Origin of the sequence: Clostridium chromiireducens (genome assembly GCF_002029255.1) — a bacterium.
Classification (GTDB): Bacteria; Bacillota; Clostridia; order Clostridiales; family Clostridiaceae; genus Clostridium; species Clostridium chromiireducens.
Genome location: NZ_MZGT01000006.1, coordinates 87,109 through 112,479, shown reverse-complemented (window position 1 = coordinate 112,479; position 25,371 = coordinate 87,109). Strand labels below are relative to the sequence as shown.

Annotated in this window: 30 protein-coding genes and 1 pseudogene; 23 read left to right on the top strand and 8 right to left on the bottom strand. The window is 30.5% G+C overall.

The genetic code is table 11. The features are described from left to right. The first annotated feature begins 51 nt into the window (after positions 1 to 51). Positions 52 to 468, top strand: coding sequence for an RrF2 family transcriptional regulator (locus CLCHR_RS03245; RefSeq protein WP_169896753.1), 417 nt, complete (start codon positions 52 to 54; stop codon positions 466 to 468). A gap of 123 nt (positions 469 to 591) precedes the next feature. Next, positions 592 to 1,386 carry an EFR1 family ferrodoxin gene (locus tag CLCHR_RS03240; protein ID WP_079438251.1) on the top strand — a complete coding sequence of 265 codons (795 nt, stop codon included), beginning with the start codon at positions 592 to 594 and terminating at the stop codon, positions 1,384 to 1,386. A gap of 191 nt (positions 1,387 to 1,577) precedes the next feature. Here CLCHR_RS03240 and CLCHR_RS03235 read toward each other — a convergent pair whose 3' ends face one another. Continuing rightward, positions 1,578 to 2,471 (bottom strand): DMT family transporter, encoded by an 894-nt coding sequence (locus tag CLCHR_RS03235; RefSeq protein ID WP_079438250.1) that lies wholly within the window; start codon positions 2,469 to 2,471, stop codon positions 1,578 to 1,580. An 83-nt stretch (positions 2,472 to 2,554) separates the two neighbouring features. Next, complete coding sequence (locus CLCHR_RS03230) at positions 2,555 to 3,094, bottom strand: TetR/AcrR family transcriptional regulator (protein WP_079438249.1); 540 nt, start codon at positions 3,092 to 3,094, stop codon at positions 2,555 to 2,557. A 119-nt stretch (positions 3,095 to 3,213) separates the two neighbouring features. Here CLCHR_RS03230 and CLCHR_RS03225 point away from each other — a divergent pair, with 119 nt between their 5' ends. Next, complete coding sequence (locus CLCHR_RS03225; RefSeq protein ID WP_079438248.1) at positions 3,214 to 3,960, top strand: EFR1 family ferrodoxin; 747 nt, start codon at positions 3,214 to 3,216, stop codon at positions 3,958 to 3,960. A gap of 188 nt (positions 3,961 to 4,148) precedes the next feature. On the opposite strand, the gene CLCHR_RS03220 is transcribed toward CLCHR_RS03225, so the two are convergent. Next, positions 4,149 to 4,469, bottom strand: coding sequence for a winged helix-turn-helix transcriptional regulator (locus tag CLCHR_RS03220; protein WP_079438247.1), 321 nt, complete (start codon positions 4,467 to 4,469; stop codon positions 4,149 to 4,151). 147 nt (positions 4,470 to 4,616) lie between these two features. Between CLCHR_RS03220 and CLCHR_RS03215 the strand changes: the two genes are divergently transcribed. Continuing rightward, positions 4,617 to 5,180, top strand: a complete 564-nt coding sequence (locus CLCHR_RS03215; RefSeq protein WP_079438246.1) for a flavodoxin family protein — start codon at positions 4,617 to 4,619, stop codon at positions 5,178 to 5,180. Positions 5,181 to 5,395: 215 nt separating this feature from the next. Continuing rightward, positions 5,396 to 5,794: a MerR family transcriptional regulator gene (locus tag CLCHR_RS03210; protein WP_079438245.1), complete on the top strand. Its 399-nt coding sequence runs from the start codon at positions 5,396 to 5,398 to the stop codon at positions 5,792 to 5,794. A gap of 161 nt (positions 5,795 to 5,955) precedes the next feature. On the opposite strand, the gene CLCHR_RS03205 is transcribed toward CLCHR_RS03210, so the two are convergent. Beyond that, on the bottom strand, positions 5,956 to 6,336 hold the full coding sequence (locus CLCHR_RS03205; protein ID WP_079438244.1) for a hypothetical protein: 381 nt from the start codon (positions 6,334 to 6,336) through the stop codon (positions 5,956 to 5,958). Positions 6,337 to 6,432: 96 nt separating this feature from the next. Continuing rightward, positions 6,433 to 7,365: an oxidoreductase gene (locus CLCHR_RS03200; protein ID WP_079438243.1), complete on the bottom strand. Its 933-nt coding sequence runs from the start codon at positions 7,363 to 7,365 to the stop codon at positions 6,433 to 6,435. Positions 7,366 to 7,952: 587 nt separating this feature from the next. On the opposite strand from CLCHR_RS03200, the gene CLCHR_RS03195 reads away from it, so the two are divergent. Both CLCHR_RS03195 and CLCHR_RS03190 read left to right on the top strand, forming a co-directional pair. Then, positions 7,953 to 8,633 carry a DUF5680 domain-containing protein gene (locus tag CLCHR_RS03195; RefSeq protein ID WP_079438242.1) on the top strand — a complete coding sequence of 227 codons (681 nt, stop codon included), beginning with the start codon at positions 7,953 to 7,955 and terminating at the stop codon, positions 8,631 to 8,633. Positions 8,634 to 8,666: 33 nt separating this feature from the next. Then, positions 8,667 to 9,536, top strand: coding sequence for a methionyl aminopeptidase (locus tag CLCHR_RS03190; protein ID WP_079438241.1), 870 nt, complete (start codon positions 8,667 to 8,669; stop codon positions 9,534 to 9,536). Between the two features lie 217 nt (positions 9,537 to 9,753). On the opposite strand, the gene CLCHR_RS03185 is transcribed toward CLCHR_RS03190, so the two are convergent. Beyond that, on the bottom strand, positions 9,754 to 10,785 hold the full coding sequence (locus tag CLCHR_RS03185) for an SDR family oxidoreductase (protein WP_079438240.1): 1,032 nt from the start codon (positions 10,783 to 10,785) through the stop codon (positions 9,754 to 9,756). 217 nt (positions 10,786 to 11,002) lie between these two features. On the opposite strand from CLCHR_RS03185, the gene CLCHR_RS03180 reads away from it, so the two are divergent. The 3 genes from CLCHR_RS03180 (at position 11,003) to CLCHR_RS03170 (ending at position 12,487) form a co-directional block, all read left to right on the top strand. Next, on the top strand, positions 11,003 to 11,425 hold the full coding sequence (locus CLCHR_RS03180) for a MerR family transcriptional regulator (RefSeq protein ID WP_079438239.1): 423 nt from the start codon (positions 11,003 to 11,005) through the stop codon (positions 11,423 to 11,425). A 21-nt stretch (positions 11,426 to 11,446) separates the two neighbouring features. Then, entirely contained in the window at positions 11,447 to 11,797 is a 351-nt protein-coding gene (locus tag CLCHR_RS03175; protein ID WP_079438238.1) for a DUF2200 domain-containing protein, read from the top strand. Positions 11,798 to 11,917: 120 nt separating this feature from the next. Next, positions 11,918 to 12,487, top strand: coding sequence for a dihydrofolate reductase family protein (locus CLCHR_RS03170; protein WP_079438237.1), 570 nt, complete (start codon positions 11,918 to 11,920; stop codon positions 12,485 to 12,487). A gap of 34 nt (positions 12,488 to 12,521) precedes the next feature. Here the strand turns inward: CLCHR_RS03170 and CLCHR_RS03165 are convergent, their stop codons facing one another. Then, entirely contained in the window at positions 12,522 to 12,914 is a 393-nt protein-coding gene (locus CLCHR_RS03165) for a MerR family transcriptional regulator (protein WP_079438236.1), read from the bottom strand. A gap of 237 nt (positions 12,915 to 13,151) precedes the next feature. On the opposite strand from CLCHR_RS03165, the gene CLCHR_RS03160 reads away from it, so the two are divergent. From CLCHR_RS03160 to CLCHR_RS03105, 12 genes and pseudogenes are all read left to right on the top strand, one after another. Further along, positions 13,152 to 13,727, top strand: coding sequence for a flavin reductase family protein (locus CLCHR_RS03160; RefSeq protein ID WP_079438235.1), 576 nt, complete (start codon positions 13,152 to 13,154; stop codon positions 13,725 to 13,727). Between the two features lie 297 nt (positions 13,728 to 14,024). Next, the gene (locus tag CLCHR_RS03155) at positions 14,025 to 14,873 is read left to right on the top strand and encodes a sialate O-acetylesterase (protein WP_079438234.1); all 849 of its coding nucleotides are present in this window, start codon (positions 14,025 to 14,027) and stop codon (positions 14,871 to 14,873) included. Between the two features lie 63 nt (positions 14,874 to 14,936). Continuing rightward, positions 14,937 to 15,458, top strand: a complete 522-nt coding sequence (locus CLCHR_RS03150) for a PadR family transcriptional regulator (RefSeq protein ID WP_079438233.1) — start codon at positions 14,937 to 14,939, stop codon at positions 15,456 to 15,458. A 252-nt stretch (positions 15,459 to 15,710) separates the two neighbouring features. Then, positions 15,711 to 16,391, top strand: a complete 681-nt coding sequence (locus tag CLCHR_RS03145; RefSeq protein WP_079438232.1) for a response regulator transcription factor — start codon at positions 15,711 to 15,713, stop codon at positions 16,389 to 16,391. Next, positions 16,372 to 17,808 carry a sensor histidine kinase gene (locus CLCHR_RS03140; RefSeq protein ID WP_079438231.1) on the top strand — a complete coding sequence of 479 codons (1,437 nt, stop codon included), beginning with the start codon at positions 16,372 to 16,374 and terminating at the stop codon, positions 17,806 to 17,808. Before CLCHR_RS03145 ends, CLCHR_RS03140 begins: the two co-directional genes overlap by 20 nt. Positions 17,809 to 17,967: 159 nt before the next feature. Further along, positions 17,968 to 19,053, top strand: a complete 1,086-nt coding sequence (locus tag CLCHR_RS03135; RefSeq protein ID WP_079438230.1) for an N-acetylmuramoyl-L-alanine amidase family protein — start codon at positions 17,968 to 17,970, stop codon at positions 19,051 to 19,053. Positions 19,054 to 19,341: 288 nt separating this feature from the next. Next, the gene (locus CLCHR_RS03130; RefSeq protein ID WP_079438229.1) at positions 19,342 to 19,890 is read left to right on the top strand and encodes a VanZ family protein; all 549 of its coding nucleotides are present in this window, start codon (positions 19,342 to 19,344) and stop codon (positions 19,888 to 19,890) included. Positions 19,891 to 20,156: 266 nt separating this feature from the next. Continuing rightward, on the top strand, positions 20,157 to 20,720 hold the full coding sequence (locus tag CLCHR_RS03125) for a nitroreductase family protein (RefSeq protein WP_079438228.1): 564 nt from the start codon (positions 20,157 to 20,159) through the stop codon (positions 20,718 to 20,720). Positions 20,721 to 21,033: 313 nt separating this feature from the next. Then, positions 21,034 to 21,522, top strand: a complete 489-nt coding sequence (locus CLCHR_RS03120; RefSeq protein ID WP_079438227.1) for a helix-turn-helix domain-containing protein — start codon at positions 21,034 to 21,036, stop codon at positions 21,520 to 21,522. Between the two features lie 101 nt (positions 21,523 to 21,623). Beyond that, complete coding sequence (locus CLCHR_RS03115) at positions 21,624 to 21,989, top strand: DUF4180 domain-containing protein (protein WP_079438226.1); 366 nt, start codon at positions 21,624 to 21,626, stop codon at positions 21,987 to 21,989. 225 nt (positions 21,990 to 22,214) lie between these two features. After that, positions 22,215 to 22,403: a PEP/pyruvate-binding domain-containing protein gene (locus CLCHR_RS25560; protein WP_079438225.1), complete on the top strand. Its 189-nt coding sequence runs from the start codon at positions 22,215 to 22,217 to the stop codon at positions 22,401 to 22,403. Next, positions 22,369 to 23,004 (top strand): annotated as a pseudogene (locus CLCHR_RS03105) (PEP-utilizing enzyme); the annotation flags it as partial. The gene CLCHR_RS25560 and the pseudogene CLCHR_RS03105, both read left to right, overlap by 35 nt. 270 nt (positions 23,005 to 23,274) lie before the next feature. Here CLCHR_RS03105 and CLCHR_RS03100 read toward each other — a convergent pair. After that, the gene (locus CLCHR_RS03100) at positions 23,275 to 24,117 is read right to left on the bottom strand and encodes a helix-turn-helix transcriptional regulator (protein WP_079438224.1); all 843 of its coding nucleotides are present in this window, start codon (positions 24,115 to 24,117) and stop codon (positions 23,275 to 23,277) included. A gap of 138 nt (positions 24,118 to 24,255) precedes the next feature. Here CLCHR_RS03100 and CLCHR_RS03095 point away from each other — a divergent pair, with 138 nt between their 5' ends. Next, positions 24,256 to 25,110, top strand: coding sequence for an NAD-dependent epimerase/dehydratase family protein (locus CLCHR_RS03095; protein ID WP_079438223.1), 855 nt, complete (start codon positions 24,256 to 24,258; stop codon positions 25,108 to 25,110). Positions 25,111 to 25,371: the final 261 nt, after the last annotated feature.

Here is a 25,371-nt window from a genome sequence, read left to right as displayed (position 1 = left end):
CTATATATACTATATATATAGTTATTAAAATTTATAATTAAGGTGATAAATATGGCTTATTCGGTATCAATTTCTCAGGCAATTTCTATAATTTTGTACATAGCTGTAAAAATGAAGGAATGTAAATATGAATTTCTTACAACAAAAGCTATAAGTGAAAAATTAAATATTGCACTTCCTACAGCGGTGAAAATTTTAAATAGTTTGACCATAGCTGGATTGACAATGACAAGAGAAGGAGCAAAAGGTGGAGTTCTTCTTGCAAAATCCCCAGATGATATTACTCTTTTAGATATTTTTCTTGCAATAGAGCATGAGAGAGCTTTGTTTAAAACAAAGTTTGATTTTAATATTGATGGAGATACTGTGATTTTATTAAAAAATAAAATATCGACTTGCTTAGAGGAAGCAGAGGATGAAATGAAGAATTCTTTGAAAAAAACTAAAGTTTCGGATTTATTAAAATAGTTATAAATACTGAATTGAAAATTGTCAATAAACTACTTTCAATTCAGTTTATTTATATAGATAACTATATATAAAATATATAAAGATTATGTAGTTGATATTAAAGATTGAGGAGTGTAAATTATGAAAGGATTAATATTTTATTTTTCTGGTACTGGTACTACAAAATTAGCTGCTGAGTACATCGTTTCAAAAATTAACAATATAGATTTTGATTTTCATGATATGAATAACAAAAACATACCAGATATTAATCAATATACTATATTAGGATTTGCTACTTATGCACAATTCTTTAGCCCTCCAAAATATGTTGAAAATTTTATTGAAAGTATAAATAAAGAGGAAAAGAAATATGTATTTGTATTTAATACATATGGTCTTATAAACGGTAATACACTAAGTATTTTAGGTGAATCAGTAAAAGAAAGAGGATATAAATTAATAGCAGGGTTTGCACTTAATACTCCAGAGAGTTCTCCAATTATGATCAAATATAAAATTACAAGTGAGAATGCTCCAAATGAAAAAGAACTTATTAAATTTAATGAATTTATAAGAAATCTTGATAAGAAAGTCAATGAAATAAATAGAGGTATAGAAATCAAAGAAATATCAATTAAGAAAAAAAGAGTTTTTACAGTAGTAAAGAAACTCTTAAGTGGAAATTCTTTAGTTTCAATTGGTGAAAAACATGTGAACAAAGATAAATGTATAAAATGTAAAATGTGCCAAGAAAAATGTCCATATGAGGCAATATATTTTAAGCATGAATATCCTGAATTTGATGAAAAAAAGTGCGAATCCTGTTTTATTTGTTATAATAATTGTCCGACTAAAGCCATTTATTCAAATAAGCACAAGTCAGTGCGTTATAGAAAACCAAATGATAAAGTAATTAAAAAGCTTAAGCATTAAAGAGTTTTTTACATTAGTAAAAAACTATTAAAAGAAAAGCAAAGATTCATTCAGGGAAGCCACAAACTAAGGAAGCAGGATCAGAGCGTTATGGTGTACCTCTGAATATTTCTAAATCACAAAAAGTCAGGCTATAATTTAGAATAAACCTGACTTTTTGTGATATCTCCACTATTTATCTTATATTATTTTTACTTTTCTACTTTTGTCATTTTACCAATTAAGAATATACCTATTCCTATTAAAATAATTGTTGATCCAAGAATTTGATTATAAGTTATGGATTCATTAAGGATTAAATATGCTAATATACATGTTCCAACTGGCTCACCTAATATACTCATGGAAATAGTTGAAGTACTTAACCACTTAATTAACCAGTTTAAAACTGTTTGTCCAAGTATTGTTGGAATTAATGCCAGGCAGAAAAACCATAGCCAATCAGAATTTTGATAACCTATTAGTGGATATTTTAATATGACTGAATATCCTAATAAAAATATACTACTGCTTAAATAACAAATAAAAACATAAGAAACTAAAGATAAATTTTTTCTTATGTTTTGTCCAATAAGGAAATACGCTGTAATAACTCCAGCGGCTAATAAAGCAAGCAGATCTCCTATTAATGCTATACCGCCAATATTGAAATCACCAAATCCTATTATACAGCTTCCTGATATGGATAAAAAACCACCGAATATAGATAGCTTTTTTAATCTCTCACCAAAGAAAAAATAGCTTCCAATAAAAGCAAATAGTGGCTGCATGGTCACAAGAACTGTTGAACTTGCAACTGAAGTAAAACGTAAAGATTCGAACCAGAGTATGTAATGTATTGCTAGAAAAATTCCTGATGAAAAAACTGCTGCCAATTGCTTAAGTCTTAATTTTTTTATTTCGAGAATATATTTTTTATTAAGAATCATTACAGGCAATATCATTAAGGTCGAAAAAACTAACCTATATGTAGCTATAATTGGAGCAGGTGCTGTTGATAGTTTTACAAATATAGCAGATGTGGAAATGGCTAAAACTCCTAAAAATAAAAATATATAATTTATGATTCTATGTGAATTCCTCAAAAAATCACGTCCTTTCTAATAAAAATAGCACTTCTAATCATTCTCATGTGCTTCTAAAAGTGATTTTGAATGTTGCATCTATATTACTTATTTATAAATTCAGAGATTGTCTTTGCCATATAGTCATCACTTTGTTTCATCCCATTTTTAGCCCATTCGATTAATACATTATATAATCCACCTGCCATATACTCAATCCAAAATTTATGCTGTTCTGGAAGAAGTGAATTTTTGCAGAGAATCCTTTGAGATAGTTCATAAAAAGATTCAATACATTTTTCAAGAAGTATGTTAATTAAATTGGAATTAATCAAATTAGAAATTAATTTTTCATGTTCTCTAAAATAAGAGAAATATAAACGTAGATTTTCATAATTGTCTAGGTTTTCTTTTTGAATCACTTCTTTAGAATATTCTTTAAAGAGTTCATCAATGTATGTGGTAATAATATCTTCCTTTATATTATAATTTCTATAAAAAGCCATTCGAGATACTCCAGCTTTATTTGTTATTTCTGTAATGGAAATTTCTTTGAAATTCTTTTTTTCCATTAAAATCATAAGTGCAGTGAAAATACTTTCTTTTGTTATCATATTTTGCATATTAGTAGCTTTATTTACCATAACAATATCCTTTCTTTTGTAACGTTTGCTCCAACTTCTATTGAAATATTCTTTTGTTCACATTATACTATACTCAAATAAGCGTTACAATTGTAACATTAAAATTCAAGGAGGATATTATGAAAATTTTATATTTCACAGCAACAGGAAATAGTCTATATATAGCAAAAAGCCTTGGAAGTGATTATTATTCAATTCCTAAATTAATAAAAGAAGGTAAATATGATTTTGAAGATGAAAAAATTGGGGTTGTATTTCCAATTTATAATGGTGGAGTTCCTAAAATCGTTGAAGAATTTTTGAATAAAGCAAAATTTAAAAGTAAATATATTTTTGGAATAGCAACTTATGGGATGTATGCAGGGGCAGCATCAAGACATCTTTTAGAAATCGGGAATAGAAATGGAATTGAATTTTCTTATATTAATGAAATAGTTATGATTGATAATTACCTTCCTGGGTTTGATATAAATAAGGAGCTAGAAAAAGAGCCCAAGAAAAAGATAGAAGAGAACTTAGAAAAAATAATTAAAGATATTAATGAAGAAAAGAAATATATTAAAAAACATTCTTTTATTGCAAGTGGTCTTAGAATGTTAAGTGAAAAATTATTTTATGATGATCAATTTGAGAAGAATTTTACTGTAGAAAATACTTGCACTGGCTGCAAAACTTGTGAAAAAGTGTGCCCTGTAAATAATATAAAAGTAGATAAGAAGCCTTTATTTATGAGTAATTGTCAGCGATGTTTGGCATGTACGAATAATTGTCCACATAATTCAATAAGAGTTAAAAAGGAAAAGAGTAAGGCTAGGTTTGTTAATCAAAATGTTACATTGAAGGAAATAATAAATGCAAATAATTAACTATGTATTTGCTTTAGAAAATAATCCGACAATAAAGCTACATCTAGAAGAGTGTATGCCAGTCGAGTTTCCTTTATAAATGCCAATTAACAGAGGAGAACCAAGTCCAGATGATGGATGCGGTTCTCCTCCTTATTTTGTTTTCAGAAGAAAGTTGATGATAAATCCTGTGAATATGAAAATTTGTGTTAGATAGATGGGTTTTTGTGTTTATAAACTTCATTTCCCCACTCATCAAGTGCCCTTAAAGCAACTATGAGTTTTTGGCTAAGCTCTGATAATTCATATTCTACTCTTGGTGGAATTTCATTGTATTGACGACGGATAATAAGGCAGTCTTCTTCCAGTTCTTTTAAGTTTTTTGATAGCATCAGGCTTGATATACCATTAACTTTTCTTTGTAATTCATTAAAGCGAATAATTCCATTTTTGGACATAGTCCAAAGGATTAATAATTTCCATTTTCCATTAATAAGATTTAAAGCATAGTCTATGCAACAGTCTTCCATAAAGGCAACCTCCATTACTTATATAAATATTAGTAACTAAATATTTTTTGCGTACTTGTTGAAATATATGTTACTTAATATAATAAAGCTAGTCAATAGATAATTGACTTAATTTAAGAAAGTTTTATATTTAAAGGAGAGATATAAATGTCAAAAGTAGTTATTTTCAAAGGTAGTCCAAGAAAGAATGGATATACTACAAAATTATTAGAGCAAGTAGCAAAAGGAGCAAAATCCAAAGGTGCTGAGGTTATTGAATTTGATTTACATGATCCTGGAATTCGTGGATGTCAAGGATGTATGTATTGCCGTACCCATGACGGATGTGCTATTAAGGATTATTTACAGCCAATGTATGAAGCTATTAAGGAAGCAGATGCAGTTGCATTTGGTTCTCCAATATATTATTATCAAATTACAGGTCAAGCAAAAGTTTGGTTAGACCGTACATTTCCATTGATTGAACATGATGGACACACTAGTACACCTAGACATCCTGGTAAAAAGTTAATAACTATATTTGCTCAAGCAAACTCAGATCCTAAAATAGCCGCAGAAGGCATTAAATTTGCTAACAATGTATTAGAAACATATGGTTGGAAATTAGAGGATAGCATTCATTACTGTGGAGCTAATCATGAGCCCGATTTAGCAATGTTTGAAGAGTTGTCTTTAAGAGCATTTAAAGATGGAGAAAATTTAGTTGAATAAATTTTTAACACACCAGATACCCAATAAGCACAATGGTAGATGGAATTAAATTAGACATTAGAGAAGTAATAAGTTCATTTATCATCAGAGACCAAGCTGAATGTGATCCTATAAAATTCATGAGGGATAATAAACAGAAGGATTATTACCACTCATGAATTAAAGAATTTGTACATTTGAAATATTTTATAAAGTTTTTAAAGGAGTATAAATTAATGTATACAATAAATGAAGTAGCAGATATTTGTGATATTTCACCTTATACAATTCGCTTCTATGATAAAGAAGGGCTCCTGCCTTTTGTCTCAAGAAATAGTACCGGAAATAGACAGTTTAGCGATTCAGATTTAAACGTCATTAAACTTATTTGCTGTTTAAAAAATAGCGGTATGCCAGTTAAGGAAATTAGAAGATATATCGACTTAGCAATGCAAGGAGTTGAAACCTCTGAACAGAGAAAGCAGATTATGACTGACCATAGGAAAGAGGTTGTAAAGCAAATAGATAATTTAAAGAAAAGTTTAAATATAATTGATCTGAAAATTGCTCTTTATGATTCCGATGATGGCTCATCTCTTTCTAGTATATTTTTGGAGCAAGAGGAGAAAAAATAATTTTATATCTAACGACTTTTAAACTTTAATATTCATTATATCGGCAACTATTGTGGTTGAATTTAAATTCATATAAAATACTTGTCTGTAAATCAGGTGAAAAACGATTGTTCTTACAGCATTTGGAGATGCTGTAAGAACAATCGCATGTTACAAAGACTCTAATCTAGTTTATAAGCAAAATTGGCGGATATAGTCGCAGCCATAAGAAGTATAATGAATATTAAAATCATGATTTTAGGTTCACGATACTCAATAAAGAAAAAACCGAATACCAGCCAGGCTCCCGCAGCAAGAAAACTGATTGTAATTGCAGGCCATTGCTTCAGGACTTCGAAAGAATACCGAGCAACCAAAAGTGCAAGCAATCCGAATACAATCTGTCCCAATCCGTATGCAATATTCAATCCCCAATAAAGTGTTGTTTCGGCACTTGGTAATCGGGTTTTGCGTAAATATTGTAAAACAACGTCAACTAATATGTGCATTGTTCCACCAAAAGTTAGCCAGCCATATGTGGCGTAAATAAGAATTTTATGCATATAACCTCTCCTTTTCAAATTTCACACTCGTATTAGATGTAGTTGACTATATTCAATTAGGTATTCACTATTGGTTTTTATAGGCTTAGGTTTTAATTAAATAAACTTTGTGTTTGTCAGCTTTTCTGATTCTTCCCAAAGCTTTGAAGCAACCTCAACATCCATAGCTTGTGGTGCAATTTTAGCTATTTTAGGATACCCTCTCGTCTCGTTCATTTTTGAAGGTCCATAATAGGTTCCGCCTGTTGCATTTTCTGCTGTCGCAGCATAAAGTGACGGCCACGCTCCATGAGCTGCTGGCTGAAATAAAATAGGTCCAAATAAGCGTCTTATAATTCCCGATGCGCTATTCTTTCCAGCTCCATTGGGGATTAATTCCGTCCTTGAGATTCCTGGATGTGCGCTCATACTGCTAATTCCCCAGCCAGCTGCATCACTTTTTCGTTGCAATTCAAATGCAAACATAAGGCATGCAAGTTTTGACTGAGAATAAGTTACCATTGGTTTGTAGTTATGTTCTGCTTGAAGATCGTCGAAGTTCATAAATCCTGAAAGATGAGCTACACTACTCAAAGTGATTACCCTAGGCTTATTTCCTTTCTTCAAAAGAGGAAGCATATGTGCTGTTAATGCAAAATGTCCAAAATAATTTGTCCCCATTTGCAGTTCGAATCCATCTTTTGTAACCAAACGCTTAGGAGGAGCCATTACCGCTGCATTGTTTATGAGAATATCTAAGCTTTTTATCTGAGATCTAATTCGTTCACCAAATACTTTTATAGATGCAAGATCTGCTAGATCAAGTTTCTCAAAACGTATATTGCCATTAGGATTTATTTTCTTAATCTTTCTTATAGCTTCTTCTCCTTTATCCTTATTTCGACCCGCCATTATAACTTCAGCTCCTGCACGAGTCATCTCCAATGCTGTTTCATAACCAATTCCTCCAGTACCTGTAATAACAACCGAGCGACCTTTTTGTGATGTTATATCAGTTGAGGTCCAGTTACGTTTAATATTTTCTGCCATAATAAACACTCCTTTTAATATCTACTGTACTTACTTGTACACCGATTGATTTTATAATATAGACTTTATTTACATCGCATACCTTACCTAACTAAAATCATAAATTCCATTTATACATTCTATCTACGGAATATATCTGACTTTTGTAGACCATTGCGCGATTTAAAGTACATTTTCCTCTTCTTTTCTAGATTTATAAAACGCGTTCAAAGCCCTTGTATTGTACTTTGTACTAATAGTAGCACTTAGAGATTTATCTAAGTCAAGTACAATTTAAGAATATGTTTTAAGGAGATTTTGGCCATGTATACCATTAATAAAATTCAAGAAATCTGTGTTCTTACGTTTATACAACCCTCTTTTATAATAAAGAAGAAAGTCTTCTCTTCATCAAGAACCAGAAGTGACCTAAAGTGATACAGCTTTATCTGCTATTTAAAAGTATAGATCACTTAGAGTAGTGTCTAAGTGATTGTATGTTTGTTTTATTTTTGCTAAATGCAACTTTTAGTTGTCAAATTTGTTATATTTAAGTGGTAGAAACATGATATTATTGTCAGTATACTGATATTAGGAGGGATTAAACTATGAGTTTTCAAGAACAATTGCAAACACTTAGAAAAGCAAAAGGTCTATCACAAGAAAAATTAGCCGAATTTTTAGGTATATCAAGGCAAGCAGTTGCTAAATGGGAAGTAGGGCAGTCTTATCCTGATATTGCCAGATTAATTTCATTAAGCGATTTATTTAAGGTAAGCATTGATAAATTAGTTAATGACTATGAAGAAAATTGCCGTTTGACAATAGAAGAAAATAAGATTAACTATATAGATGGAAGAATAATTGATTTTTTATGTAGGGCGAAAAAATCCACATATGCTGGAAAAGGACCAGAAGGTAAACCATCAAGGCCAAATTCTCATGATTTAGAATATGTAGAGGGAAATTTAAAGTATATTGACTCATATTTAGGAGGAGAAAAATTTTCTGGTGAGGAAGCCTTATGGAAAGATGAGATTCCAGTTTGGTCAATGAATTATATTGGAAGAGTCTTAGATGAAAGATTCTCAGGAAGTTTTTTGAAGGAAGTTTTGAGTTTAGTAAGTAAAGAAAATCCTTATCGTGGTCCTGTTATATATCAAAATGGGCAATATAAATATCATTGTATTATTAATGGGGAGTTTAATTGGTTCCAAGGACATGAGGAAATTTATTTTGAAGATATAAAGGTTTTTGAGTGTTTTTTTCATGGTGGTGCAATTAAATAGTAAAAATTAATATTTGAATGGAGAAATAATAATATGAACTTAAATAGAAATGATTTATGTTGGTGCAAGAGTGGCTTGAAATATAAGAAATGTCATTTGGAATTTGATGAAAGATTAGATAATTTAAAAAGAAAAGGGCATATAGTGCCAACAAGAAAACTAATAAAAACAAAAGATCAGATTGAAGGAATAAAAAAGAGTGCTCAGGTTAATAATGGCATTTTAGATTTAATTAGCAAGAACATTAAAGAAGGAATGACAACAGAGGAAATAGATAAATTGGCATATGACTATACAATATCTAATGGTGCAATTCCAGCAACTCTTAATTATGATGGATACCCTAAAAGTCTTTGTGTATCAATAAACGATGAAGTCTGTCATGGAATACCAAGTAAAGATGTTATTCTTAAAAATGGGGATATTGTAAATGTAGATGTAACAACCATATTAAATGGATATTATTCAGATGCATCAAGAATGTTTATGATTGGTGAAGTAAATGATGAAGCTAAGAAATTAGTTCAAGTAGCTAAAGAATGTCTAAATAAAGGCTTGGAAGCAGCTAAGCCTTGGGGGTTTTTAGGTGATATTGGAGCTGCGATAGAGGAACATGCAAAAAGTAATGGGTATTCAGTTGTTAGAGACTTTGGAGGACATGGAATTGGATTAGATATTCATGAAGAACCATTTGTTTTTCATTTTGGAAAAAGAGGAACAGATATGGTTTTAGCACCAGGAATGGTATTTACAATTGAACCAATGATAAATGCAGGAAGTCATGAAATATTTATAGATGAAAATGATGGATGGACGGTATTAACTGCTGATGGTTCGCTTTCAGCACAATGGGAACATACAGTTCTTGTGACAGAAGATGGAATAGAAATTATTTCAAAATAATTATCTAATTTCATATAGGGTATTATATTCTTAGCGGGTTTAGAAAATAAACTAAGAGTCAATAAAAGTTAAAGAAATATTTCATATATAAAAAGAAGGAGAATTCTCCGATGAAGTCGGATATCCTTCTTTTTCTGTTTTTTACCATAAAGATATAATTTGTTAATTAAGTATAGATATATTTTTATTAAAGATGCAAATCTGTTTATGGTTGCTGTTATTTTATGATTTCATATTTAATCATGCTATTTAACGAAGCAAGAATAGCTTCTTCCTTATTCGCAATTGGATTCCAGTCCAAAATTTTTTTAGCCTTTTTATTACTCACATTGCGGCTCATCCTTAATAATAGAGCTGCTTCTTTTGCTTGCTTATTAAATAAGGCAGCTAAATAAATAACCCAATTAGGGACTGTTTTTGTAGAAACTTTTTTCGTAATATCGGGGGCTTTATCTTTTAAGAGTGTCGCAATTTCAGGCAAAGATATTTGACCATCTGCCGATGCTATAAAACGTTGTCCATTTGCGTTAGGGTTTGTCATTGCACGGATATGCAAATCAGCTACGTCTCGAACATCAACAATATTCAATGAAATATTTGGAATTGATTTCATCGATCCATTTAATAGATGTTCTATAAGTCCAAAACTACCTGAGATGTGCGCGCTTAACGATGGCCCAAGAATAGCAACGGGGTTGATGGTAGCAAATTCTAAATTACAGCCTTCTTTTTTAATGAAGTCCCAAGCGGCAAGTTCTGCAAGTAATTTTGATTTTTCATAAGCCGATAGACCTTTTTCATTTGGGTTTGTCCAATCTTTTTCTGTTGTAGCAATATTGGGGTTATTATTGCTAAATCCAATTGCACCAAAATTAGAAGTCATTATAACGCGTTTTACACCTGCATTTTGAGCAGCTTTTAGCACGCGAACTATGCCTTCAACAGCAGGACGTATTACTTCATTTTCATCTTTTGGAATCGTAAAAAACACCGGTGATGCCACGCTTAATACGTAGTCACAACCTTTCATGGCAACATCCCAATTGTCATCTTTTGATAAATCTGCTTCAACAAATGCAAGACTTTCAAAGGTATTTATACCGTTAGATTTCAATGTATCAATTACTTTGCTTTTACTGCTTAAGGAGCGAAGTGTGGTTCTTACGTTGTAACCTCCCTGTAATAATTGAAAAATTATATGTGCACCGACAAAGCCTGTGCCACCTGTTACTAAAACAGTTTTTGTCATATCTTATACCTCCATAAAATATTTGTTTGATATCTAGATACCATAACACTCCAACTTCTTTAAGTGGAGGATAATAGTGGCAAGACAATAAATAAATTCAACTAAGATTCACTTGAAAATTAATAATTTAAGATTTATACTCATCTTAATACCTAGAGTTACATCGAGGTCAAGGTTTTTTTGAAAATAAAAATAAAGTCGAAAGGAGATTTTAAAATTGATTTATTCTATAAAAGATATATCAGAAATGTTTAATGTTTCTATATATACAATTCGATTCTATGACAAAGAGGGACTTCTGCCATTCGTTTTAAGAAATAAAGCAGGAAACAGAGTATTTACTGAATCAGATGTAGGTTTATTTAGGACAATTTGTTGTCTAAAAGATACGGGAATGCAAATTAAAGATATTAAAAAGTACATTGATTTATGTATGGAAGGTGCTGGTACTATAGATTTACGAAAAAAATTACTTTTGGAGCATCAAGAAGCAATCATAAGCCAAATAAATGATCTTAATAAAAATCTTGACCATGTTCGTTGGAAGATAGAAAAGTATGGATCTGTTAACGCCTTCGAAATTATTAGTGAAGAAAGAAGAATGGTCCAAGATGAAAAACGTGAGAATAACTTATTATAATAAATTAAGTGAGGGTGTATCATGGATAAACATAAAATCTATACAATGAGCGTAGCAAGTGTCTATCCCCTTTATGTTAAGAAGGCGGAGAAAAAAGGACGTACGAAAACAGAAGTTGATGAAATCATCCGTTGGTTGACAGGATATAGTCAGGAAGAGATGGAAGTGCAACTTGAAAAACAGACAGATTTTGAGACTTTCTTTGCAGAAGCTCCTAAAATGAATCCTTTACGGACTTTGATTAAAGGGGTTATCTGCGGTGTCAGAGTGGAAGACATTGAAGAACCAACTATGCAGGAAATTCGATATTTAGATAAGCTAATTGATGAATTAGCGAAGGGAAAAGCGATGGATAAAATTTTGAGAAAATGATTACTCTTTATATATTTTTCAGGGTATACAAGCGGTGGCAAATATTATCTTCCAACTGTAGAAGAATAATATGATAAAGCCAAATAAGATAAAAATATTTTTTTAGGGAGGGTGAATGTCATGTTGAATGCTGAAAGTAATAGAAGAATAATTTTAGATTTAGCTGTAACATTAGATGGATTTATCGAGGGACCAAATGGTGAGGTAGATTGGTGTATTATGGATCCTGATATGGGGTTTATTGATTTCTTAAATGATATTGATACAATTTTATATGGGCGCAAAAGCTATGAATTATGGGGACAATACGCTCCAGAAAATGAAGCGTCAAATACTGAAAAAGAAATTTGGAAGTTAGTTCATAGTAAAAAGAAATATGTGTTTTCAAAAAATCCTACCAATGAGTATCCAGGGGCGAATCTAGTAAGCCGTAATATAATAGAAGAAATAAAGAAAATAAAGAATGAGCAAGGTAAAGATATTTGGCTTTATGGAGGAGCAAGTCTTATAACAACTTTTTTAAATCTAGATCTTATTGATGAATTTAGATTATCTATTCATCCAGTGATTTTAGGAGATGGCAAACCTATGTTTATTGATATAAAGCAGAGATTAAGTCTCAAGCTTATTAATACCAATAAATTTTCTTCAGGGGTTGTTCAGCTTTGCTATCAGCCTGTAAGGAATTAATCTACTTAAACCCTTGACGGCAAAGTCGAGGGTTTTACTTATTTCTTAACTCTTCTTCATATTTAAGTTTTATATTTTGAATAATATTAAGTTGTTTTTCAAGTTCATCTTTTTTTTGTAAAAGTAATTCTTCGTGTTCTAAAAGCATTAAATATCGCTCTTTGAGTTCTAGAGTATTTTCAATTGAAAGTTCAAAATAATTACGAATTTTTTCAATTCCAAATCCTGTATTCCTCAGACATTGAATAATTGTTAATTTACTAACATTATTGTCAGTGAACAGGCGAATATTATTTTTATCTCGTTTTATATCTGAAAGTAAACCAATATCTTCATAATATCTAATAGTGGGCTTGGATAAATTTGTAATTTGAGAAACTTGATTAATTGTATATAATGGTTTGTCTCCGCGCTTAAAATTTTCCATAAAACCTCCTTAAATTATTACTTGACTTCAAGTTACTTTAACGTACTACAATAAGCATATCACATAAATATATGAGTTTCAATGCGGAGGTGAGTATGTATTTATGAAGCATAAAAAGAGATTACGAATCTATTAAAGAGTTTATTATGGATTGCGTATATTCATCTATAATGCAGCATTATTTAATGTGATGGTAAAAGCATAATTTAAATAAAATTTACGGAAGGTGGATGAAATATGAAAAAAAGTATAGGAGCGAAATTAGCATTTTCGCCATTACCTACTCTTGTAATAGGAACTTATAATGCAGATATGGAACCAAATGTAATGACTGCTTCGTTTGGAGGAATAGTTTCAGCAGCTCCTCCGACTTTAGGGATTTCTATAAGAAAAGCTACTCTTACTTATGAGAATATTATTAGAAACGAGGTTTTTACAGTTAGTATTCCTAGTGAAAATTATATAAAGGAAATGGATTATTTTGGAATAGTAACTGGAAAGAATAATGCTAAATTTTTAGATACAGGTTTAACAGCAACCAAGGGAACCTTTGTGGATGCGCCATATGTTGAGGAATTTCCAGTTAATATAGAATGTAAATTAATAAAACCCATCGAATTAGGTTCTCATATTCAATTTATAGGTGAGATAGTGGAGGTTAAGGTTAATGAAGAAATGATTGATGAAAAAGGGAATAGTGATATTGCAAAACTAAAACCTATTTCATTTGTGGGCAATGACTATAGTTATTATGGATTAGGTGATAAGCTCGGAAAAGCCTTTTCTATAGGGAAGGATTTTAATAGAAAATAATTTATAAAATAAATACTAAAATTAAACAAAAATCAGATTTATGCATGAATTAATCCTCTTTTAGGTTCTAAATGCAAGTAGAATTAAGTTAAACAAGAGCTAGTATAAATGCTAAGAAGAAAATTATAGTTGACAATTAGTCTAATTAGACTATAATATGTAAGTGGTGTTAGTCTAATTAGACTAATGATAAATACAAATGTATTATTGGTAGTAGTAATTATGTAAATACTTAATATTTATGGCTAGATAAGAACATTTCTTAGTAAAGATTAAACAAAAGAGAGGATGAAAAAAATGATTAAATCGTTTTTAATGATAGGACAGTCAAATATGGCTGGACGTGGTTTTATTCATGAGGTACCCCCAATTTATAATGAAAGAATACAAATGCTTCGTAATGGTAGATGGCAGATGATGACGGAGCCAATCAATTATGATAGGCCTGTTTCAGGAATAAGTCTTGCAGGTTCGTTTTCAGACGCATGGTGTAGTAAAAATCAAGAGGACACTATTGGTTTAATTCCTTGTGCTGAAGGTGGAAGCACACTGGATGAGTGGGCTGTAGACGGAGTGCTTTTTAGACATGCTGTAACTGAATCTAAATTTGCTATGGAAAGTAGTGAGCTCACAGGAATTCTATGGCATCAAGGAGAAAGTGATAGTGTTAATGGTAACTATAAAGTATATTATAATAAATTACTTTTAATTATTGAGGCTTTTAGAAAAGAGTTGAATGCTCCAGATATTCCAATTATCATTGGTGGATTAGGGGATTTTTTAGGTAAAGAAGGATTTGGAAAAAGTTGCACTGAATATGAATTCATTAATGAAGAGTTACAAAAGTTTGCTTTTGAACAAGATAATTGTTACTTTGTCACAGCCTCAGGTTTAACTTCTAATCCTGATGGTATTCATATTGATGCAATTTCTCAAAGAAAATTTGGGTTACGATATTTTGAAGCTTTTTCTAATAAGCAACATGTATTGGAGCCATTAGTTAATGAAGATGAGCTGCTAAATTTAAGTAATGCTAGAACACATACTAAAAATGAAAAGATATATATAAAAAGTATGGAGTTTGCATTAGGAAAAATAGCATATGAGGAATTTGTTTCTCAATTCATTCAAACCAACAATGATTAAATCTTATAATTATGAAATAACCGTTAATATAACTTTGATGAAGAACATAAAGGAGGTGTTTTTTTGATACCATTACTAATTTTAGGTTTATTAAAACAAAACCCAGGTTCTTATGGATACGAATTATTGGCCTTAATGGAAGAGAGACACTATAAATATATAGTAAGCTTCACTAAAGGGTCATTCTACTACAATCTTCAGCAATTAGAAGAAAAACAATATATAAAAAAAATTAACCAATCAGACAATATTAGAGAGACGAATAATTACATCATCACTGAACTGGGAGATAGGGAATTTGAAAAATTGATGTATAAGTACGGCTCTAAGACAGAGTATATAAATTTATCTTTTTATGCTGCAATGCTCTTTGCTAATGAATATAAAAGTGAGGATATAATAAAACTAATAGAAATACAAATTGAACAAACTAAAAATAAAATTTCTTTATTAGAACAATCTCTTGAGCATGATGAAACTATTTCTATGTATTTTAGGAAAATGATGGAAAATTCACATTCGCATCATTTAGTAAATGTAGAGTGGTTTGAAGGATTGTTAAAAGATATAAGAAATGAAAATTGATTTAAAGTTCTTGAAAATGCCGATTTTTTTTGGTGTTTCCAAGAACTTTTTTGATATTCAGGAAATATTCTAATAATTGCTTCTAATAAGTTAAATATGGAACGAAAGCATATTGATTGTGACATATATTTTTAAATTAAGTCAGTATCCATATATTCTCAATTGCAAGTTGATTTATAAAGTTGGATATCTATAGTATTATATAATCAGACAAAATGATGATTTTATTTATAAAATTTCAGAGGTGACCATATGGATAATTATAAAATATTAATAATAGAAGATGAAAAACAAATGTCAATGTTTATAGAGATGGAGCTTGTTCACGAGGGATATAATGTTGATACAGCATATGATGGAATAGAAGGATTAAAGAAAGTTCACAATAATGAATATGATTTAATTCTTCTTGATATTATGGTACCAGGCTTAGATGGAATTGAAATTTGCAGAAGAATTAGAGTATTCTCTAATGTACATATTATAATGCTAACTGCTAAAAGTGATGTAGCAGATAAAGTTTTAGGCCTAGATGTTGGAGCAAATGATTATTTGACAAAACCTTTTGCAATAGAGGAATTATTAGCAAGAATACGTGTGCATATAAGAGATAAAGAATTAAAAAATGACTTCGATGTAATAAGAGTAAAAGATATTGTTATGAACAATAAAACGCATGAAGTGTGGAGAAATGGTAAAGAAATAGAACTTACAAAAAAAGAATATGCACTTTTGGAAATTCTCTTAATTAATAAAAATATTGTACTTACAAGAGAAAAATTAATTGAAAGCATATGGGGATATGACTATACAGGGGATACAAATGTAGTAGATGTATTTATAAGATATTTACGAAGTAAGATTGATGATGGAATCGAGGATAAGCTTATAACTACAGTAAGAGGTGTAGGATATGTTATCAAGACTAATTAATTATTTAAAAAAGACTATAAGGAATCCCAAAATATCGATAAAGCTTACAATAGTATATGCGCTTATGTTCTCAGTAGCATTATTGATATTAAATACCTCTATTTTATTTGGAGTTAAATATTATTTATACAAAGATGCAAATAAACAAATTGAAGATGTTAAAGTAAGAATATTAAAAAAGGTTAAATCTCAAAGGGATAAGGTGGATTTATCTGATAAAGAACTTATTTCTGATGTGCCATCTGAAGAAAATGTATCTATAAGAATACTTCAAGAAGATGGGAAAATGCTAAATATATCAAATGAATTTGATTATGACATTAAAGTAGAAGAACCTTATGATACAATAGAATATTTAGAGGTAGAAGATACTAAAGATGACTATGCTGAAGATGGTGAAGATGATGAAGAACATTTAGCTATGAAAAATGTAAAAATTAAAAAGAGAGGACATGTTATAGCTTATCTTCAAATAGTGAAAAACATGGATAATGAAGAGGAATTTTTACGTATTTTGTTTTGGATTATGTCTATAGCAGATTTTATAGGAATTATTATTTCTCTCATATTAGGTTATATGGTAAGTAAGAAAATGCTTAAACCTATTCAATATATAAATAATACTGCTGAAAATATAAGCATTAATAATCTAAAAGAAAGGATAAACGTAAATGATTCTGGTGATGAACTTAATAAACTGGCAAATACGTTTAATAATATGATAGACAGACTTCAAGAATCGTTTACTAAACAAGCTCTGTTTGTATCACATGCATCTCACGAACTTAGAACTCCAATTGCAGTTATTCAAGGTTATGCTAATCTTTTAGACAGATGGGGGAAAGATGATAGAGAAGCATTAGAAAAATCAATTTATGCTATTAAACTCGAGGCTGCGAATATGGGTGATTTAGTTGAAAAGTTACTATTTCTTGCACGAGGGGATAGAGGGGTTCAAATAATGGAAAAAAAGGAATTCTATCTAAATGAGCTTGTTGAAGAAGTAGTCAGTGACAGCAGGTTAATAAATCCAAATCGCATAATAACCTGTAATAAAAATGCTGAAATAATTATTGCAGCAGACTATAAAATGCTAAAACAAATGCTAAGAATATTTGTTGATAACAGTATTAAATTTTCAGATGAGCAAGATAAAATAGATATAAGTTCAGAAGCACAGGATAAATTTTTAAAGTTAACTGTGAGTGATAATGGAATTGGTATACCTGAAGGTGAAATTGAAAATATATTTGATAGATTTTATATCATTGATAAATCCAGATCTAAAGAAAAAGCTGGAACAGGGCTTGGATTACCTATTGCAAAATATATAATTGATTTGCATAAAGGATCTATAGATATAGAAAGTGAAGAGGGAAAAGGTACCAAAATAGTTGTTACTTTAAATTATATATAGCTTTTAAAATAACAAGGATAATTCATTAATTTATTAACATTTAATTTATATATTAAGATTATCTTAATATATTGAATTTTAATCTAATTTTAATGTTAGCGTGAAATACTTAAGTAAATAGTGTAAATAATAACATTAATTTGATAGAGGAGATGAATTATGAATAGAAATTTGATAAAGACAATGGCAATTACGCTAGTGTTAAGTTCAGCAACTACGCTAATGCCAAATGTTTTAAATTTAGGAACTTTAGGAACAAATGTTGTCTATGCAGCAAGTACTTCAGGATATATTACTGATATATCACTAAAAACAAATAAGGATAAAACAGTAAATGTATATACTAAAAGCAGTTATAGCAGTAAGTATAAGCTGAGCAAAATAAGTGGAAAAGCTCCAACAAAATTATACGCTCAGGTTGCAAGTAATGTAAGTAAAGTAAAAGTTTCAGATGTTGATTTTGGCACGGATTGTGATAATATTAAAATTTATAAAGGAAGTACAGAAATAGCTTCAAATGAAGAAGTTAAGATTTCAAGCAGTCTAACACTTAAAATAAAAGCATACAGTGGAACAACCCTTAAAGAAACCTATACGCTTGAAATAAAAAAGGAGAGTTCTAGTAGTAACAAGTCGAATGACGATGTGTATTTAGATGATTTATCATTAACATATGATAATGATGATATTAATTTTAATTTTGACAAAGATACTTCAACATACAATATAAATGTAAAAAATAAAACAAGCTATGTTAAAGTATGTGCGGAGCCAGAAGATGACGATTATTCTGTTAAAATTAATGGCAGCTCAGTAACTAGCAGCAGCGATTGGGAAAAGAAAGTGTCATTATCAGAAGGTAAAAATACTATTACAGTTAAGATTAAAGATGATGATAGTAATACAAGAGATTATACTTTAAATATTACTAGAGAAGCAGCTAATACTTCTGGTGGGACAAACACTAATAATGGTACTGCATTAAAAGAAGGATGGCAGCTAATAAGTGGAGATTGGTATTTCGTTGGACCGGATGGATCTAAGCAAACAGGCTGGCAGAAAATAGATGGAAGATGGTATTATATGGATGACGGTGGAATTATGAAAACAGGATGGCTAAAAAGTCCATATAGCGGAAAATGGTATTATTTAAATCCAATATCAAATGGATTTAAAGGTGCCATGCTTACAAATACTATAATTGATGGATATAGAATAGGCCTTGATGGAGCAAGAATAAACTAAGCTCTAACAATTAAAGTAAAATCATAATTTTCAATAATTAAATAAAAGCTTTATGGGGCTGCCGCACTAAGAAGTATAATCTCAATATGTTGTGTTAAAATTTGAAAAATTATTACAATATATCGTAGTTTTTTCTTCTTGTGCGGCAGCACCATTTTTATAATTAAAATTAGGAATCAATAACTTAAGATTTTGTAAGAAATTCTTATAAATTTTGTAAAGTTAATCTGCTACAATTAAATTATGTTCTTAGAAGAGGAGTAAAGAGAATGAAAAAATGGAGGCATTATGAATAAACGAGAGAGAATTGAAGTAGTCTTTTTATACGGAGTTTTTATTTGTTACATACTTTTTTTAATTAAGTTATTGTTTTTATCAAGAGTTTCACCTTTGGATCTGTTTAGCAGTCAAAGGACTTTAAATAGGTCAATTAATCTCATTCCTTTTTATAGTATAAAGGAATATATATTTAGCAACTCTGATATCATAAAAAGATTCGCTTTTAGTAATGTGATTGGCAATATAGTTATATTTATTCCTCTTGGTACATATTTGTCATTATTCAAAAACAATAAGAGAGTAAAAATCAATCTGCTATTTATATTTACAGTAAGTTTATTTGTAGAAATAATTCAGGGCCTTTTAGGCATTGGAGCAGCAGACATTGATGATGTGATTTTAAATTGTTTGGGTGGATTAACTGGTGTTTTAGGGTATAAATTTTTATTGTTTATATTACGAGATGTGAAAAAAGTACGTGTTGCAATCACAATACTATCTGCAATGGGATTGCCAATTTTACTATATTTATTATTCTTGGTGAAATTGAGATTATGAATAACTTTAGTGTATATTTAAGAAGATACCCTACACAAAAGGAACTTATAAATTAAGCATAATCTACAGCGAACCAATACATAATCATATTTTATTTTTGCGAGAAATATATATTCTTTACAATATTTATTCTTCAGAATACTAGAATATATATTCTGAAGAATATGCTTGAATAATGCGGCTTTGAAGGTTACAGCATCAAAAGTATATTTTTTAGATGTTGTAAATCATTGTCAAGTAAATGTACTAATTTAAGGAGGGGTAATATGGATGTAATACGCGCAATAGAAGAGCGTAGAAGTATAAGAAAGTTTCAAGATAAAACAGTACCTAAAGATATAATAGAAAAAATTTTAGAATCAGCAATTAAAGCACCTTCAGGAAAAAACCGCCAACCGTGGAGATTTATTGTTCTTCAAAATAATAAAAAAGATGAGCTAGTAAGCATTATGAAGGATGCTTTAAATCAACATAATGAACGGAATAAGCCTACTGGCAGTTTTGAGCTAAGCATAAATTCAATTAATGAAGCATCGGCAGTAGTCTTAGTGTTTAATGCATTTTCTAATTTTGAAGAAGATTATAATCATTATAGATGGCTTACTGATACTCAATCAATTGGCGCTGCTATACAAACACTAATTTTAGCAGCGCAGGATTTTAAATTAGGAACTCTTTGGATTTGTGATATATTTCATTGTAACAAAGAAATATGTTCATGGTTAAATTGCAAAGAGGAACTTGTAGCCGCAGTAGCAATTGGATATCCAAACCAATCACCATACCCACGACCACGAAAATCACTTGATGAAGTTACAAAATGGATATGAATTTTCAATAAAAGACTTGTTATGAAATTGAGAAAGAAAAAGTTTATCAATTACTCGACTACCATAGATAATTCATATGGTTAAAATTATAATAGATGGCAAATAAGTATGTATTGATGTAAAAGTCGATACATATTTTTTTATTTGCTCAGTAAATAAACATATTGCTATGACTAAATTGGAAAAGAATAAATGGCAATAAAGTTAAATGTATATAAATAAAGTGCAACAAAATACAAAAAAGTGCATTGACTGTATACAAAAAGTGCAATATAATGAGTACATAAATCAAAGGTGAAAGGATTTATTTAAAATGGAAGAAAAATTTTATACAATAGATCAAATTGCAGAAAAATTAGGTATGCACCATAAAACCATAAGAAAATTTATAACAGAAGGTAAGCTTAGAGCAAATAAAGTTGGAAAGCAATGGAGAATATCAGGACACGATTTAAGCCTTTTTATGGAAAATAATAATGTTAGTACTAGCAGTAGAGACGAAATAGAGAATGAAAAAATCGAATTTAGTACTAGTGAGGTACATAATAAAAGTAGATTTAATAAGATAAATGTATCTACTGTTGTAGATATTAATGAAGTAGATATGGATGAATATATGAGAGTATCAAACACGCTTATAGCGATAATGAATAGTAAAGATTCTAAAATGAGCAATTCAACTATTAATATGAAATATTATCCAAAGGAAAGAAATCTAAAGGTAATGTTATGGGGAGATGCGGAATTTACTAAAGAAATGTTGGATCTTATTTCTATGCTTACCCAAAGCAATGATATGTAAATAAAAACTATTAGTGGTTTATCATTAGCAAACTGTTTCAAATTTAACGAACAAGCGTATTTTATTGTATAACAAAAGTATATATTGAAATGAGGGATATTATGAAAATAAACATAATTAAAGAGAATAATATTGAAATTGCTGTTATAAATAATAATGAGATATTGATAACAGATGTTCAGTCAGCATTGGATTTTATGGCAACCATATGGTATGATACGGGCTGTGACCGTATAGTTTTAAATAAGTCAGCAATATGCGAAGAGTTTTTTGACTTAAAAACGAAACTTGCAGGGGACGTATTACAGAAATTTATCAATTATCACATGAAAATAGCCATTGTTGGGGATTTTTCTACATATACAAGTAAGAGTTTAAAAGATTTTATCTATGAGAGTAATAATGGAAAAGATATATTTTTCTTATCAGATGAAAAGAAGGCTATTGAGAAATTAAGTTTAGTGTAAGCGTATTGATGGATAATAATTTTATATGGTGTGACAGTAAAAGTAGAATGAGTAGAAGTATCCAAGAGGTACTTCTTCTTAATTTTCATGAAAAATAAACTCTACCCCACTTATATTATACCATAGGAAATTTTTAAATAACAGGCTGAGGGTATTATAGGAGCATGTATTAATTTCATAGAGAATTACTTCGCCTATATTTAGAAAAGAGGAAGGGGAACGAGTATGAATTCATATGTGCTTAGCTTTCAGGAAGTTGACAAAACAAAGGTTTCTATAGTCAGTGGGAAAGGGGCCAATTTAGGAGAACTATCAAGGATTACAGGGATCATAGTGCCGGAAGATTTTTGCGTTACCACAGAAGCATATAAGAAGATAATTGAAAGTAATCAGGAATTTTATAGGTTACCGTGAATACCCAAAATACGGTATGATTAGCCGCTATTTTGTTTATAAGCAGGCTTTAATGAAAGAAGCGGAATGGCTCGTACAAGATGGTGTTATTCATGAAAAAGAAGATATTTATTATCTTACTTTAGAAGAACTTCGCGAAGTAGTGAAAACCAATAAGCTTGATTATGATATTATAGTAAAGCAAAAAGAAAAGCACAAATTAAACGAAAAACTAACACCACCACGTGTTATGACCTCTGATGGTGAAATTATTATAGGTAAATACAAACGAGAAAATCTTCCAGAGGGCGCTATTGCAGGTCTAGCTGTTTCTTCTGGAGTTATAGAGGGTAGAGCACGTGTCATCTCAAACATGGAAGATGCGGTGCTAGAATCTGGAGATATATTGGTTACCTCCTTTACTGACCCTAGCTGGACACCACTGTTTGTATCCATAAAAGGATTAGTAACTGAAATCGGTGGGCTAATGACCCATGGAGCAGTTATCGCACGTGAATATGGCTTACCAGCAGTTGTAGGGGTAGAAAATGCTACCAAATTAATAAAAGATGGGCAAAGAATTCGCGTAAATGGGACAGAAGGGTATATAGAAATACTATAATGGGAAAAACATTGCCTTACACTGTATATTTTAAGTCCTCATTGACAAATAAAATAGAGTAATTTGCAACTGAAGCTTGGATATAATTATCAAAGTGTGAAGCTGAGTTGAATGAAAATAAACTGATCATGATGGTGCTAAATCCTCTTGATCAGTTTTTAAGTCCGAAAAAGTTAAAGACACAATTATAAAGTAGTTCACATATCATTATAAGTTATATACGCTTATAAACTACAAAGAAATTTAATTATTATTTGAATTATTGACAGTTTATTCATTGGCTGAACATGAATATATTCTTTGTTTAAGCTTTTCCTTTGTAGAAGGTGATGCTGTATAAATCATTACTCTCAAATCAGGGTAGTTTGATAACTGCAAATTCACATGTTCAAACTCCAATTCTCCAATTTGAGGATGATTCCATAATTTATGACAATCAGTAACATTTTTAACTTCATGTCGAGGCCACCATAAACTGAAAAATTCACTTTCTTGTTTAAAATTCTCAATCATTTCGTTTAATCTTGCATCTTGAGGATATCTAGCGCAATCAGCCCTAAATCTTGCAATAGTAATTTTAGCCCGTTCCTCCCACTCTGCATCAATCTCTCCTTTGAATGAATCAATTAAAAATTGTTGCAATATGTTCGGTTTTGAAGCTAATTCGGAAGAATATGCAGGAAATTGAAATACAAATTCTGCTGCTCGGTTCCATAACAGTACATCCCAGTATTTATTCATTATGTATGCTGGATTAGGTTCCAATGCAAATACAGTCATCTCTAATCCTTTACTAACTTCCTTATAAATTTCTCCTTCTTCCATTTCATCTGATTTGGATAGTAAAAAAAGATATCGGCGTTCATCATCAGATAATTTTAATGCATTAGCCAGACTTTCCAACACTTGATGAGAAGGATGCACGTCTTTTCCTTGTTCTATGGATGTATACCAAGAAACACCGATATTGGCGAGCTGAGCGACCTCTTCACGGCGAAGTCCCGGTGTGCGGCGGCGTCCATATGATGGCAATCCAGCCTGTTCTGGTGTAAGACGTTCCCTGGTTGCACGTAAAAATTCACCTAGCGACTGCTGTACTGTAATCTCTTTCATTTATTTTCCTCCTTTTATCCTACCACTCTCAATCATACGATAACCACAATATGGTTGGACCACTATAAGCCTGATATATTAGTAATATAACATAAAAATAATTTATAAACAAAACCGTTTAGATTGGAGTGAATTAATATGAAAATATTTTTAACTGGGGCAACAGGCAAAGTTGGAAGCCGTTTTGTACCATATCTACTTAAACAAGGGCATGCTGTTCGTGTTCTTGTAAGAACTGCTGAACAAGCACTCACATTGAAAGAACAAGGGGCTGAAGTAGTCGTAGGTGATCTTTTGAATAATGAAAATCTCGCTGACGCTATAAGAGGTGTTGATGCGGTAGTACATACAGCAGCTCAATTCCGAGGTGGTATTAGTGAAGAAATAGCTACAGCGGTGAATCTAGATTCAACTATTGAATTAGCTAAAGCAGCAATAGATGCAGGTGTCACAAGATTCGTTTTTACAAGCACAAGTAACGTATATCGCGATTTGAATGTAAACAGACTATGTAAAGAAGATGATATTCTCATACCATCTAATTTAATGTATCCAAAAACGAAACGTGCTGCTGAAGAAGCTTTACTAAAATTACATCGTGATAAAGGGCTAGATATCCGTATTATGAGATTAGCATTTGTTTATGGTGATGGTGATCCGCACATTGAAGAAATCTTACCTTATATGATTAACTGGAATCCGTTAAAAAGGCAATCTATGATTCATCATGAGGATGTTAACCAAGCACTATTACTTGCTGCCAGCACACCTGGTGTTGGTGGCCGCATATATAACGTTGCAGATGATAATCATATTGCTATAGGCGAATTATATAAACTGTATGAAGCACCAGAGCAAACACCTACTGAAAATGGATGGCTTATGTCTAACCTATGGGAATTAACTTCAGATCCGGCTCGCATTAAAGATGAACTAAATTTTAAGCCAAAATATTCTTCTATTTATGCTGCTAGGGATATGGGAGCATTGTAGTTGAAATTTATAAAAGTGGATATACTTTTAAGTATTAAGTTTACCACAGTACCGCTATTATTAAAAAGTAAGTGCAAAAAGTCCCCATCTAAATAATAGGTGGGGACTTTTGGATCTTGCGCGTACATTTTTATATTCTCTAAAAAAGATTTGAAATGAATTTTACTAATTTGCACCTATATATTATAATATACAGATGTAAATTAAGGTGTTATAGAAATTGGATAATTGAGAATTACTATATAAGACAATAAAGGTTTC